This is a genomic window from Chitinophaga sancti, from assembly GCF_034087045.1.
In the GTDB taxonomy this organism is placed as follows: Bacteria; Bacteroidota; Bacteroidia; order Chitinophagales; family Chitinophagaceae; genus Chitinophaga; species Chitinophaga sancti_B.
In genome coordinates, this window is the sequence record NZ_CP139247.1 from 6,796,073 (window position 1) to 6,809,705 (window position 13,633).

The following is a 13,633-nucleotide window of genomic DNA, read 5'->3' on the forward strand; positions in this document are numbered from 1 at the left end:
CCCAAAAAACCCGAAATAACGGCTTTTTTCTATCAGTTATTTATCTATTTCCCATCAGACAATTCGTAATGGAATAAAGTTTATATTTATAGAATTGTAAAAAATCACGTATATGAATATCGTTTACCTCGTTCCATGTTTTGGCTTGCTTGCCCTGCTATTTACTGCCGTCCGCAGTGCATGGGTATCCCGTCAGGATGCCGGTAATGAAAGGATGACAGAAATAGCCCGCTACATAGCAGAAGGGGCAATGGCTTTCCTAAAGGCTGAATACAAGATCCTTACCTATTTTGTAATTATCGCCGCTATCCTTTTGGGGATCATGGGTGCTTCTCATGAAAACTCTGACTGGACTATTGCCCTTGCATTTATCATTGGCGCTGTATTCTCTGCTACAGCCGGTTTCATTGGAATGAGAATCGCAACGAAAGCAAATGTACGTACTGCCCAGGCTGCACGTACCAGCCTGTCACAAGCGCTCAAAGTTTCCTTCACCGGTGGATCTGTTATGGGTATGGGGGTAGCCGGACTGGCTGTATTAGGTCTGGGTTCACTCTTCATTATCCTGAAAGCTTACTTTGGTGCAATACCCAACACCAATGAGATGATCAAAACCATCGAAGTATTGACCGGCTTCTCATTGGGTGCAGAAAGCATCGCTCTGTTTGCCCGTGTGGGTGGTGGTATCTATACAAAAGCTGCGGATGTAGGCGCTGACCTCGTAGGTAAAGTGGAAGCCGGCATCCCCGAAGATGATCCGCGTAACCCCGCTACCATTGCAGACAATGTAGGTGATAACGTAGGTGACGTAGCCGGTATGGGTGCTGACCTCTTTGGCTCTTATGTAGCCACTGTACTGGCAACAATGGTATTGGGCAGTGAAATCATATCTAACGACAAGTTTGGTGGCCTTGGACCAATCCTCCTCCCAATGATGATCGCAGGTTTTGGTATCGTATTCTCTATGATAGCAACTGTTTTTGTAAGGATCTCTGATACAGCGGGTATGAACACCAGCACGGTACAGAGAGCACTGAATATGGGTAACTGGGGGTCAATCGTACTCTCCGCTATCGCCAGTGCAGCGTTAGTTTACTGGATCCTGCCTGAAGGATCTATTTACCTGAAACGTGATTATTTACCAGGAACATCTGATTTACGTGAAGGTACCAAAGCGATCACACAGAGTGGTGTAGTAGGAGCCATCTTCGTAGGATTGGCTGTGGGTACGCTCATGAGTATTATCACTGAATATTACACCGCGATGGGCAAGCGTCCGGTACTATCCATTATCCGTCAGTCTTCAACTGGTCATGCCACAAACGTGATTGGTGGTCTGGCTGTAGGTATGGAATCTACCATGCTGCCAATCCTTGTGCTGGCTGCAGGGATCTACGGATCTTATGCCTGCGCAGGTCTCTATGGCGTAGCGATTGCTGCTGCCGGTATGATGGCCACCACTGCGATGCAGCTGGCGATCGATGCCTTTGGCCCTATTGCAGATAATGCAGGTGGTATCGCTGAAATGAGTGAACTGCCCAAGGAAGTAAGAGAGAAAACTGATATACTTGATGCCGTTGGTAACACTACTGCAGCTACAGGTAAAGGTTTTGCCATTGCTTCTGCAGCACTGACTGCGCTGGCACTGTTTGCAGCATTCGTTGGCGTAGCTAAAATTAATGGTATTGATATCTATAAAGCGAATGTACTGTCTGGTCTGTTCGTCGGCGCCATGATTCCTTTTATTTTCTCCTCCCTGGCTATCAGGGCTGTAGGCGAAGCGGCTATGAGCATGGTGGAAGAAGTAAGAAGACAATTCAGAACCATTCCGGGTATTATGGAAGGTACAGGCAAACCTGAGTATGATAAGTGCGTGGCAATTTCAACACAGGCTTCTATTAAGAAGATGATGGTGCCTGGAGCGATTGCCCTGATCTCACCAATCCTGGTCGGCTTTGTGTTTGGTCCGGAAGTATTGGGTGGTTTCCTCGCAGGTGCAACAGTAAGTGGTGTACTGATGGGGATCTTCCAGAACAATGCCGGCGGTGCATGGGACAATGCGAAAAAATCCTTTGAAAAAGGGGTGGTGATCAATGGCGAGACTTTCTACAAAAAGTCAGAACCACACAAAGCATCTGTAACTGGCGATACCGTAGGTGATCCATTCAAGGATACTTCAGGTCCTTCCATGAACATCCTGATTAAACTGATGTCGATCGTGAGTCTGGTGATTGCACCAACATTAGCGGATTTACACCATACAGGACAACCTGAGACTGCTAAAAAGCAACCAGTGAAAATGGAACAGGTGGTTGTTAAAAAATAATTATTTGAAGCTTATTTAGGAAAGCCCCGGCTGAATAGCCGGGGCTTTTTAATTATACAGTAATCGAACAAGCGTCGAACTAGCATCGAACAAGCATCGAAGAAAGCTTATAGAAACACAACCCGGCTAGTTTAATGAATCCGATACACTACCAATTATCAATTTATTTGGTAGAATGAAAAAACGCTTTATCTTTGTACTGTAATCATTTTAATTACAGTATGGTCAAAAGTAAGTTTGCAATATCAGTTCACATCCTCAGTCTGCTCAGTCTTTCTGAGACAGAATGGATGTCCAGCGATCTCATTGCAGGCTCCCTCAATACCAACCCCGCCCTGGTGCGCAAGGAACTCGCAGCACTAAAAGAAGCCGGTCTCGTAGAAGGCAAGGAAGGCAAAAACGGGGGGAGCAGGTTGACTAAATCACCGGACAATATCTACTTATCTGATGTTTTCCAGATTGTAAAGGAAAACCACATCTTCGGCTTCTCTCCCAACCTTCCCAACCCTGAATGCCCGGTAGGCAGGGATATCAATGGCGCGCTGGAAACCCTTTTCGATACCATCGACCAGGCCGTACACGAGAAACTGAAGCATTCCACACTGGCGCAGTTCAGCGCTCAGTTCGTGGCTTGATTTTTTTTACACCAAACTGTAACAATTTTAATAACAATAAAAACTTAATACATGAAATTAACTATCGTAGGCGCATCTGGCTTTATTGGAAGCGCATTATTGGCTGAAGCACTGGAAAGAGGACATGAAGTAACCGCTATCGTACGTAATCCTGAAAAGATCACCATTTCCAATCCTAAGTTGACCGTAAAGCAGGGTGACGTAGCAGATGCAGACCAACTCGCTGAATTGATCAAAGGTACCGAAGCTGTCATCAGCTCTTTCAATGCACATGATACCCCCACTTACCTGAAACTGATTCAGGGTCTGGCAAACGGCGTAAGAAAAGCTGGAATCAAACGTGTACTGGTGGTAAGTGGTGCAGGTAGCCTGGAAATTGCTCCGGGTAAGCAACTTCTGGATACCCCCGAATTCCCGGCTGAGTGGAAAGGTGGTGCCACTGCTGCCCGTGAAGGCTTCTACTGGATGAAAGAACAGAACGACCTGGATTGGACAGTAATGAGCCCTGCGGCTTACATCTTCCCAGGTGAGCGTACAGGTAAATTCCGCCTGGGCAAGGATACCCTGGTAACTGATGCAGAAGGTAACAGCAAGATTTCAAATAAGGATTATGCAGTAGCGCTGATCGACGAAGTGGAGAAAAACCAGCATGTAAAAGCAAGGTTCACTGCTGCTTACTAAGCTAATTAATAAAAGGAGGGCGTATCATACTCCTGGTACACCCTCTTTTGAAATGCTTTTATGCGTTCCGCAGTTTTATCGGGCTCACCCCGAATTTCTTTCTGAAAGCAGTACTGAAATGCTGTACAGATGAAAAACCCAGTTGCTCTGCTATCTGGGTCACTGACTGCGCAGCTGAGTGTAATAACTGCCGCGCATGTTCCATTTTATGATCATTCAGGTAGCCAAACACAGTATTATCAAATACATGTTTGAACCCATTCTTCAGTTTAAACTCATTTAGCCCCGCTGCCCTTGATAATTCCGTCAGCGAAGGGGGTGCGTGCATTTGGGTCAATAAATAATCTCTTGCAAAAAAGATCTTCTCTTTATCCGATGCAGATAATACAAACCGCTCTTTCCGTAAGGATTCTGCCTGCTCCTGCTGCTCGCATTGCAGGGCCAGCAACTCTATCACCTTAGATTGCAGGTATAATTTTTTATGCCCTCCCTGAAACTGGCAGTTCCTGATCTCGTCCAGGATCATCAGCATACGGGTGGTAATAGGGTGGTTATTCTTCTTATTTAGTATAATAGGTCTGTTTCCAGCCACATTGTTCGCCAGCATATCCAATATCCGGCCATTATTGTCCGCCAGCTGCAGGAAGCGTTCTTTGCTGAAGTTCATCCCAACTGCAGCCAGGTTCTCCTGTTTGAGGATATGGGCATTTTCCACACCTCCGGGACTATAATACAGGTTGTGCTCAAGCGAACCAAACAGGCGCTGCCGCTCCTGTCCGACATTGGTATTAAAATGCCCGCGTACCAGAAAAAACAGGGAAACTGCCGGTATGGTATCTGTCGCATTCACATGCAGGTTCTCATATACAGAAGCATCGCCAGAGAAAATATGATACCCGTCAAAAAAGGTTTCCCGAAATACCGCTTCTCCAAAATTGTATTTGATTTCCTGCTGCTCCTCTACCAACTGGGTAGACACCAGCTTTTCCTGCAGGTCATCCCCCATCCCTTCTTCGAGCAATAACTCATTAATATCATTCCTGATCTGGAAAGCCATAATAATCCGTTAAATATAAAATTTAATCCTTTTCGTGTAACAGTTAACCAGACGATGTGCTTCACCTTTGCACAAAGCTAAATTTTTTAATTAAATGATCGGGATATTCAAAACAAACATCAATACAGACCTGGATAAGTTAAAAGTAATTTCCGCTATCCATCAGGAATTCCCAATTCAAGCCTGCACTGTAGATATTGAAGATTGCGATAAAGTATTAAGAATTGTAGGCCAGGGTTCTCCCGTGGATGAAGGGGAAGTTATTTTTCTTTTACAACGCATGGGTTATCAATGCGATATACTGGAATAAAGATTAATTTTAAATATTTCTCCGTCAACCTATAGGGGTAACCCCATTATCCCACGTCATATATGCGTGTTTAGATCACACTAGCGCACCTTTCAACATTTTGTAAAATTTATAACTATCAAATCCTTTTATGAAGACAAAGCTAGTAAAGCTCATGTCCATTGGCATCCTTTTGCTTTGGGCGCTACAGACAAATGCGCAGCAACGGTTTACAGTAAGTGGATATGTAAAAGACCAGCAAAACGGGGAAAGCCTGATCGGCATTTCCGTTTCCAAAGCAGGAACAGGCATCGGTACTGTGACCAATGAATATGGTTTTTATTCTCTCACACTGCCTGCCGGCGACCATGACATTCAGTTTTCTTATGTAGGGTACACACCTATTAAGACACATATTTCCCTGAAAGGCAACCAAACGCTGGATATCAAATTAGATAAATCCAGCAGTACGCTGAACACCGTCACCGTAATCGGTGACAAAAAAGAGAAAGCAGTTAATACGCTGAATACCAGCATCAACCGTCTGGATATTGCCCAGATGAAAAAAATGCCCACCTTCATGGGTGAAGTAGACGTACTGCGTTCTATCCAGACATTGCCCGGCGTACAAACGGTGGGCGAAGGCGCCAGCGGCTTCAACGTACGTGGTGGTGCTGCAGATGAGAACCTCATCCTGCTGGATGAGGCACCTGTTTACAACTCTACCCACATGCTCGGATTCTTCTCTGTATTCAACCCGGATGCGGTAAAAAGCGTGAATCTTATTAAAGGTGGTTTTCCTGCTGAATACGGAGGTCGGACATCTTCTGTACTCGACATACGTATGAAGGATGGAAACAACCAGAATCTGGCTGTAAATGGTGGTATAAGCAATGTATTCAGCCGTCTTTCTATCGAGGCGCCTATAGTGAAGGACGAATCATCTTTTATTATAGCTGCCAGACGTTCTTATATCGACATCCTCATGAAGCCATTCCTGAGCGGGGATATGAAAGACACCAAACTGAATTTCTACGATATCACTGCCAAGGCAAACTTCAAACTGAACAAGACCAATACCCTCTTTGTAAGCGGTTACCTGGGAAGAGACGTATTCGGTTTCGGATCAGATGTGAATATGAACTGGGGAAATAAAACCGCTACTGTAAGATGGAACCATGTGTTCAACAGTAAGCTGTTCATGAACCTGACTACTTTTTATAGTAACTATGACTACAGCCTTGAATTCACTAACGGTAGTACCAAAAATGCCGGTGATAATTACCAGGCTTATGACTGGACTTCCAACATCATCAACTACGGTGTGAAACCTGGCTTTACTTACTATGTGAATACAAAAAACAGCGTACACTTCGGGGTACAGGGCCTCTATTACATTTTCAAACCGGGTAAAGGTGTGAGCCAGGACGGTGAGAATACAAACGTGAAGAACCTGACACTCCAACATGGCCTCGAAGCTGCTGCCTACATCGATCATGAATGGAAACCAAGCAAGAAATTTGGTGTGCAATATGGTCTTCGTTTCTCTGAATACCAATACCTCGGTAACAGTACTGCGTATTACTACAATGATACCACACCCGGCGTACGTAAAACACTCATAGGCAGCAAAACTTATGGTACCAATGAGCTGATTAAAGCTTACCACTACCTGGAGCCAAGAATAAACGTTCGCTATGGTATCAACGACAACAATGCCGTGAAAGCATCTTATGCCCGTACTACACAATACATGCACCAGTTGTCAAACACCGCCTCTCCTACGCCACTCGATATATGGACACCAAGTACCAACAATGTACAACCACAGGTAGCTGATCAGTACACCGTAGGTTATGCATACGATGCGACTAATGGTAAGTATGAAATTTCTGCTGAAGTGTTTTATAAAAATATGAACCACCAGCTGGATTATATTGATAATGCGAACCTGCAACTGAACCAGTACATTGAAGCAGACCTGCTGCCAAGCAAAAGCCGCTCTTATGGCCTGGAACTGATGGCAAAGAAAGAAATCGGTACCACCACAGGTTGGATCAGCTATACACTGTCAAAATCTGAACGTAAAACTGAGGGCATCAACCAGAATGAATGGTTCCTGAACCGCTATGATCGTACACACAACATTACCATCGTAGCAACCCATGAATTCTCAAAACGTACTTCTTTCTCTGCTAACTGGACGTATGCAACAGGTACGCCTACTACGTATGCAGACAGCCGCCTGGAATACCAGGGTTGGGATATTCCATACAACAGCACTGACAAGCGTAACACTTACCGCCTGCCAGACTACCATCGTCTGGATGTATCCCTGACACTGAAAGGCAAACAGCTGAAACGCTGGAAAGGCGAATGGGTGTTCTCGCTGTACAATGTGTACGCACGCCGCAATGCTTATTCCATCTATTTCCAGCAGAATGAAGACGACAAGAACAAAAGAGAAGCAGTGCGCCTGTCTATCATCGGTTCTGTCATCCCAGGTATTACTTACAACTTTAAATTTTAACCGTCATGAAGAAGAAATTTTTCCGACTCAGCATATTAGCCGCTTTCGTAACAGGGCTTAGCGCCTGTACGGATGTGATAGACCTGGACGTTCCAGCTGGTACTTCTTATCCTGTACTGGATGCATGGATTACCAACGAACCAGGTACACAGTATATCAGATTTACAAAATCAGTATCTTATACAGAGTCAGGTGATGCTCCTATTATCAGCGATGCAACCATCACACTGTATGACGAAACAACAGGCGATATTTATCCGTTTGTGTTTGCAGATTCATTGTACAAATGTGATCCGGCTAACGGCCAGATTGGTCAATTGAACCATACTTACCGCCTCCGTGTAGAATACGATTCTAATGTATACGAAGCCACTGATACCATTAAGCCGGTGGCTGCTATCACAAACATTGACTACAAGTATAAGAAGAAAGGTGATGACGGTGCGACCAAGGATGGTTACTATGTACGATTCTATGCGACTGATATGGCAGGGCAGACAGATTACACCTGGATCAGGTCTTACAGGAATAATTTAAATGATGACAATATTCTGGAAGATAACTACGTGATCGATGGTGGCTTCTCCGAAGGTTTGTCTGACGGACAGGAGTTCCCACAGTTCGTAGGTGAAAGTGTAAATGATCGTGATCATCCTTACCTGCAGGGAGATCTCGCTATCGTAAAACTGCGTTCTCTGAGTTATCCAAGCTATTTCTGGGTAACCTCCGTTCAGACCCAGATGGAGTCTGGTGGCTTATTTGCTACTGTACTGGCCAATGTAGGCACAAACTATAAGAACGTCACAGATGGTGGCGGCAAAGGGAAGATACTGGGATGGTTTGGCACCTCCGCAGTAAGTGATTCTTCCATTACCACGAATTGATTTTCTTCTTTATAAGGGAGTGAGGCGGTTTTCAACACAACTGACCGCCCACTCCCCTCTTCTCTCTCACTTTTCTTTAAACTACATTTTATGAAAAAAGCGCTGTTGGCGCTGCTGGTACTGTTATCAGTGCAGCAGGCCTGGGCTCAGACTGCCCAGACGGAAACGTTATTCTCTAAAAAGTCTACTAACACAAAAATTGGTGCGTATGGAGTGCCTGCGGCCAATTTAACATCGATCGGTGGTAATTTCGCTGTGATGACCGGTGGTTATGGCGGAGTGCTGATCAATAAGAAATGGATGTTTGGTGCGGGTGCTTATTCGCTGGCGAACAATATCACTTCTACCTATGCACCAAGTGCTACCACCGGGTATAAACAATACCTGAATTTCTGGTATACCGGACTTGCTGTAGAATATATACACAACACTGATAAGTTAATCCATTGGACAGCAGGTGCGCTCGTAGGCGGCGGAGCCGTATCAAGAAGGAACAAAGCCAATTTTGACCTGAACGACGACGATACACATTATCATACTTACGACAGGAGCGGATTGTTTGTGGCAGAACCATTTGCCAATATAGAGTTAAATGTAACCAGCTATCTGAGATTAGACCTGGGTGCAACTTACCGCTTTGTACAGGGATCTAATACACCAAATATTTCTAACGGAGATCTGAGCATGGCTTCTTTCCATTTTGGAATTAAGGCTGGTAAATTTTAATTAAAGCCTATATGTTCTAAAAATTACTTGTGCCAGGCATTGCTATCTGTTCTGTCTTGCTGTAATGGGTGGCCGAAGGATGGCATGCCTGTTTTTTACCAGATTACCCATTTTTTCAAATAAGCCACGGGTATGGCCCCTTTCTTCTGGAAGGGGCCTTTTTTTGTACTTTTTGAAAATAAATTTTGCAATTACGAAAAGTGTCGTACATTTACTTACGAAGATATTCGTAGATCAATAATCATTGAAAATAAATGAGTACAGCAAAAAATAACAAACCGACGGAAAGTGAACTGGAGATTCTTGGAATCCTGTGGGAGAAAGGCGACTGTACGGTAAGGGATGTGCACGAAGAGCTGTCAAAAAGCAAAGATGCCGGGTATACTACCACCCTGAAGTTAATGCAGATCATGCATGAAAAGGGCTATTTAAATAGAGATGCCAGTAGCAAAACGCACGTGTATACTGCTGCGATCTCACAGGAAAATACCCAACAGCAATTGCTGAACAAAATGATTGATACCGTATTTAATGGTTCTGCTTCTCAGTTAGTCATGCAGGCCCTTGGTCATCATAATTCTTCGAAAGAAGAACTTGACAAGATCAGACAATACCTGAATGATATAGAAGACCAGCAAAAAAGGTAAACTCAAGGTTTATGACAGCACAATTTGTTCTCCCTACGATTCTGATCCAGGCATTTGGATGGGCGCTTTTACATTCCCTGTGGCAGGGGTTCCTGATCTTTGCGTGTCTCCGGCTCGTATTGTACGTATGGTCGCACATGAGCGCCAGGATTAAGTACAACCTGTCGTACCTGTCCCTGACTGGTATCTTTGCCTGGTTTTGCATCACCCTCTATCAACAGGTAACTGCTGCATTGCGCATCAGGCAGGCGACCTGGGTGATGATTGAAACCGGCGTTCGCCAGCGACACCTGGAAGTTCCTCCGATCTATCAAAGCCAAAGCACCATCAAACACTTCATTCCGCAACTGGAAATGTGGTTCCCTGTACTGGTCGGCCTATATGTGACGGGAGTAGCTGTCATGAGTATCAAACTAATTATGGATCTGGTCCAACTGAAACAGATCCGCAACAAACAAGTGCTGCCCATAGATGCAGTATGGGAAAAGCACCTGGAACGGCTGGCTGCCCGGTTACGGATTCCCCGTAAAGTGCAGTTGCTGATCTCCACGCAAATTCAGGTGCCGGTGATGATCGGCTTTCTGAAACCTTTGATCCTGCTGCCTGTCGCCATGTTCAACAACCTGACTACCGAACAGCTGGAAGCCATTCTCCTGCATGAGCTGGCACACATCAAACGCAATGATTATCTACTCAATATCTTCCAATCTATTGTTGAAACAATTCTGTTCTTTAATCCTTTCATCTGGTGGATCACTAAAAACATCCGCCTGGAAAGGGAACACTGTTGCGATGACCTTGTTATTGCAAGTCAGGTGCAACCCCTGCAATATGCCAAAGCGCTGGTAGCATTAGAAGAATACCGGTTAACAGTTAATGCACTGGCCATGGCAGCGGCAGATAATAAACAACATCTATTTCACCGCATTAAACGCATCATGGAAATGAAAACTAAAAACATTAATTATACACAGAAACTGCTGGCCGTACTGATTATCGCCGTAAGTCTCGTTGCCATTGCATGGTTGAATCCCATCCAGGCACGTGCAAAAAAGACTGCCAGCAAATCACCAGCACCTGTGCTGACTAAAATATCCCGCACACTGCTGGGAGATACCACCGCCCCGAAAGGCAATGTTCATACTGAAAAACAAAAACAGGATGAGTTTGACCTGGAAGCGCTGGATGCGGATGTTCAAGCAGCAACTGACGATGCAATGGCAAATATCAACTGGGAAGATGTAAACAATGATGTGGCCAATGCCATGAAAGAAGTGAACTGGGAGGATATTAATAGAGAGGTTGAAAATGCGATGAAGAATATTGATTGGAAGCAGATCAACAAAGACGTTGATAATGCCATGAAGGAAATTGACTGGAAACAGATTAAAAAGGAAGTGAAAGAGAGTTTGAGACAAGCCAATGTAAATGCCCATACCGGTGTGAACGTAAACCCTAACATCAATTTTAACCCTGATGTAAACATCAATATCGACACCAACGTTATTCAGGAGAGTATCCGTGTGGGCATGGATGCTGCCAGAACTGCCATGAAGGATGTAGCTATTCCTGCAGCCAAAATGGGCATGGATGCTGCCAGAGCAGCTATGAATAGCCAGGAGTTTAAGGCAGCGATGGATAAAGGACGCCAGGAAGCTGCAAAGGCAATGAAAGAATCCCGCAAACAAATGGAGTTTGCGATGGCTACTGCGAAAGCTGAGATGAAAAAACAGCGGGTTGCTGAAACTAAAATGCGCGAAGATATGGCGCATGCAAAAGCTGATGGTCAGTATAAGGAAATGATTGATAAAATGGCTGCTGATAAGCTGATTGATGCGGACAAGGGGTATAAGATCGAGAAAAAAGATGGGGATCTTTATATCAATGATGTGAAGCAATCAGGTGAAGTAACAGATAAATATAAAATTTACCTGAAAAATGCAAAGAAACTGTCCATAGTTGGTAAAGAAGATAGCCTGAGCATAAATGTAGAAGAATAAGAGTAACCGTTGCTCGCTATTCAGGGTAAAGAATAATAGCCTTAAGAGAATGAATATTATTCGTCACCAGCTACAACTGATCAACAACGATAGCTTTGAAAGTGTAAGATTATTCGTTACCAGCTACAACTGATCAACAACGATAGCATTAAAAGTATAAGATTTATAAGTGGCTTTCCGCCAAAGCCTGTCATTTATACTGCGCTACTGCCGTTCCTACGGCAGTGGCGTTTTTTTTGATCTATCCCCCTTATCTTTATGTACAAAACCACCATAGATGAAGAAGATTTCCCAAGGGATACTGATGATGCTATTGGCTACGGGTGCTGTAGCGCAGGACTTAAATAAAACGCTTCAGGACTTTACTGTCATTAAAAATAATGCCGCCACACCGGTAAAGAATCAGGGTGAAACTGGTACCTGCTGGTGCTTTTCCTCTACATCGGTAGTGGAATCTGAGTGCCTGAGAAAAGGACTGCCTGCGCTGGATCTTTCTGAGATGTACATTGTACGTAATATCTACATGGAGAAGGCGAAGAACTACATTCACAGGCAAGGATTTACCCGCTTTGACGAAGGCGGCCTGGCACACGATTTTCTGCATGCAGCAGCGATCTATGGCCTGGTGCCGGAGAATGTGTACAGCGGTCTGACCAATGGACGTACCAGCCATGATCATGCACCAATGGTAGAGGAAATGAAAAACTACCTTGACAGTTTGCTGAAAGTAAAAAGACCTTTGCCAGACAACTGGACAGCACGTGTGAGCAGTATTTTGGACAAGTATTTAGGTGCAGCTCCTGCGTCATTCACTTACAATGGCAAGAACTATACACCACTGACTTTTGCAAAGGAGGTAGTAAAGTTTTCACAAGATGATTATGTGAACCTCACTTCATTTACAGATCATCCTTACTATGCACCTTTTATTGTGCAGGTGCCCGATAACTATTCTAATGGTGCCTACTATAACCTGCCGCTGGAAGAGCTGGTGAATGTGGCAAAAGCAACAGTGAACAAAGGCTACACAGTATTGTGGGATACAGATATGAGTAACAGGGGATGGAAGCTGGACAAAGGATATGGATTGTATCCAACTGAAGATTCCCTGCTGAAGAAAGTACCTTTTAATCCTGATCTGAGTGAGAAGGCATATAATGCAGATGACAGACAACGACTATATGAAGAGCTGGTGACAGAAGATGATCACCTGATGCAGATTACTGGCTTGGGTAAGTCAGCCGGTGGTAAGGAGTTTTTCATTGTGAAGAATTCATGGGGAGCGAAGGCTGGACCTTTTGAAGGATATATGCATGTGTCTATTCCTTATTTTGCGATGAATACGATTACGATGGTGGTGCCGAAAGCTGTATTGGATAAGGCGATGTTGGGCAAACTGGCGTTGAAGTAATTATTCTGTGTAGGGAGATATTGGGGCAAACTGGCGTTGAAGTAATTCCAATAAAGAAACCGCTTCTGTCCCGGACAAAAGCGGTTTTTTATTGGCTGGCATAGGCTGCAAAAGACAATATATTTACGCCTATAATGATTGAAATATTAATGATGCGAGACTTCGAAGTTCCTGAAGTTTTGTACTTCCCCAGGTTCGATAGTAACCCCTGTTACTTTGGCTAGCGGCGGGCCCTGACGGCACCAGGCGATAAAAGCTTCCATTGGCGCCTCATCTCCCTCTGCGGCAATCCAGACACTACCATCGGGCAGGTTTTTGACCTGGCCTTTGATATCAAGCCCATCGGCGGCCCGCTTGGTATTAGTTCTGAAGAAGACACCCTGCACCTTGCCTTTTACAATAATGACTTTGTGTATCTTTTGCATCGTTATGCTGTTACGGTTGTGA

At 44.5% G+C, this 13,633-nt stretch carries 12 protein-coding genes; 10 read left to right on the top strand and 2 right to left on the bottom strand.

Annotation, left to right across the window (positions count from 1 at the left end; genetic code table 11):
• The first annotated feature begins 112 nt into the window (after positions 1-112).
• The 3 genes from SIO70_RS27270 to SIO70_RS27280 all read left to right on the top strand — a co-directional run bounded on the left by SIO70_RS27270 (position 113) and on the right by SIO70_RS27280 (position 3,642).
• Entirely contained in the window at positions 113-2,326 is a 2,214-nt protein-coding gene (locus SIO70_RS27270) for a sodium-translocating pyrophosphatase (RefSeq protein WP_320576170.1), read from the top strand.
• Between the two features lie 221 nt (positions 2,327-2,547).
• A complete protein-coding gene (locus SIO70_RS27275; RefSeq protein WP_320576172.1) occupies positions 2,548-2,961 on the top strand; it encodes an Rrf2 family transcriptional regulator in 414 nt (137 codons plus the stop codon).
• A gap of 51 nt (positions 2,962-3,012) precedes the next feature.
• On the top strand, positions 3,013-3,642 hold the full coding sequence (locus SIO70_RS27280; protein WP_320576174.1) for an NAD(P)-dependent oxidoreductase: 630 nt from the start codon (positions 3,013-3,015) through the stop codon (positions 3,640-3,642).
• 58 nt (positions 3,643-3,700) lie between these two features.
• On the opposite strand, the gene SIO70_RS27285 is transcribed toward SIO70_RS27280, so the two are convergent.
• Positions 3,701-4,699 carry an AraC family transcriptional regulator gene (locus SIO70_RS27285; protein WP_320576176.1) on the bottom strand — a complete coding sequence of 333 codons (999 nt, stop codon included), beginning with the start codon at positions 4,697-4,699 and terminating at the stop codon, positions 3,701-3,703.
• Positions 4,700-4,793: 94 nt separating this feature from the next.
• On the opposite strand from SIO70_RS27285, the gene SIO70_RS27290 reads away from it, so the two are divergent.
• The 7 genes from SIO70_RS27290 to SIO70_RS27320 all read left to right on the top strand — a co-directional run bounded on the left by SIO70_RS27290 (position 4,794) and on the right by SIO70_RS27320 (position 13,186).
• A complete protein-coding gene (locus tag SIO70_RS27290) occupies positions 4,794-5,009 on the top strand; it encodes a hypothetical protein (RefSeq protein ID WP_320576177.1) in 216 nt (71 codons plus the stop codon).
• 130 nt (positions 5,010-5,139) lie between these two features.
• On the top strand, positions 5,140-7,518 hold the full coding sequence (locus tag SIO70_RS27295) for a TonB-dependent receptor (protein WP_320576179.1): 2,379 nt from the start codon (positions 5,140-5,142) through the stop codon (positions 7,516-7,518).
• A 5-nt stretch (positions 7,519-7,523) separates the two neighbouring features.
• Positions 7,524-8,402 carry a DUF4249 domain-containing protein gene (locus SIO70_RS27300; RefSeq protein ID WP_320576181.1) on the top strand — a complete coding sequence of 293 codons (879 nt, stop codon included), beginning with the start codon at positions 7,524-7,526 and terminating at the stop codon, positions 8,400-8,402.
• Positions 8,403-8,492: 90 nt separating this feature from the next.
• Positions 8,493-9,128 carry a hypothetical protein gene (locus SIO70_RS27305; RefSeq protein WP_320576183.1) on the top strand — a complete coding sequence of 212 codons (636 nt, stop codon included), beginning with the start codon at positions 8,493-8,495 and terminating at the stop codon, positions 9,126-9,128.
• 254 nt (positions 9,129-9,382) lie between these two features.
• Positions 9,383-9,775 (top strand): BlaI/MecI/CopY family transcriptional regulator, encoded by a 393-nt coding sequence (locus SIO70_RS27310; RefSeq protein WP_083723654.1) that lies wholly within the window; start codon positions 9,383-9,385, stop codon positions 9,773-9,775.
• Between the two features lie 11 nt (positions 9,776-9,786).
• The gene (locus SIO70_RS27315; RefSeq protein ID WP_320576186.1) at positions 9,787-11,775 is read left to right on the top strand and encodes a M56 family metallopeptidase; all 1,989 of its coding nucleotides are present in this window, start codon (positions 9,787-9,789) and stop codon (positions 11,773-11,775) included.
• Between the two features lie 277 nt (positions 11,776-12,052).
• Entirely contained in the window at positions 12,053-13,186 is a 1,134-nt protein-coding gene (locus SIO70_RS27320; protein ID WP_320576188.1) for a C1 family peptidase, read from the top strand.
• A gap of 146 nt (positions 13,187-13,332) precedes the next feature.
• On the opposite strand, the gene SIO70_RS27325 is transcribed toward SIO70_RS27320, so the two are convergent.
• A complete protein-coding gene (locus SIO70_RS27325; protein WP_320576190.1) occupies positions 13,333-13,611 on the bottom strand; it encodes an acylphosphatase in 279 nt (92 codons plus the stop codon).
• Between the last annotated feature and the right edge of the window lie 22 nt (positions 13,612-13,633).

Coding starts and splice junctions, on each gene's coding strand:
- SIO70_RS27310 (WP_083723654.1), top strand. CDS start 9,383: ATGAGTACAGCAAAAAATAACAAACCGACGGAAAGTGAACTGGAGATT.
- SIO70_RS27295 (WP_320576179.1), top strand. CDS start 5,140: ATGAAGACAAAGCTAGTAAAGCTCATGTCCATTGGCATCCTTTTGCTT.
- SIO70_RS27275 (WP_320576172.1), top strand. CDS start 2,548: ATGGTCAAAAGTAAGTTTGCAATATCAGTTCACATCCTCAGTCTGCTC.
- SIO70_RS27280 (WP_320576174.1), top strand. CDS start 3,013: ATGAAATTAACTATCGTAGGCGCATCTGGCTTTATTGGAAGCGCATTA.
- SIO70_RS27320 (WP_320576188.1), top strand. CDS start 12,053: ATGAAGAAGATTTCCCAAGGGATACTGATGATGCTATTGGCTACGGGT.
- SIO70_RS27290 (WP_320576177.1), top strand. CDS start 4,794: ATGATCGGGATATTCAAAACAAACATCAATACAGACCTGGATAAGTTA.
- SIO70_RS27270 (WP_320576170.1), top strand. CDS start 113: ATGAATATCGTTTACCTCGTTCCATGTTTTGGCTTGCTTGCCCTGCTA.
- SIO70_RS27305 (WP_320576183.1), top strand. CDS start 8,493: ATGAAAAAAGCGCTGTTGGCGCTGCTGGTACTGTTATCAGTGCAGCAG.
- SIO70_RS27325 (WP_320576190.1), bottom strand. CDS start 13,611: ATGCAAAAGATACACAAAGTCATTATTGTAAAAGGCAAGGTGCAGGGT.
- SIO70_RS27300 (WP_320576181.1), top strand. CDS start 7,524: ATGAAGAAGAAATTTTTCCGACTCAGCATATTAGCCGCTTTCGTAACA.
- SIO70_RS27315 (WP_320576186.1), top strand. CDS start 9,787: ATGACAGCACAATTTGTTCTCCCTACGATTCTGATCCAGGCATTTGGA.
- SIO70_RS27285 (WP_320576176.1), bottom strand. CDS start 4,699: ATGGCTTTCCAGATCAGGAATGATATTAATGAGTTATTGCTCGAAGAA.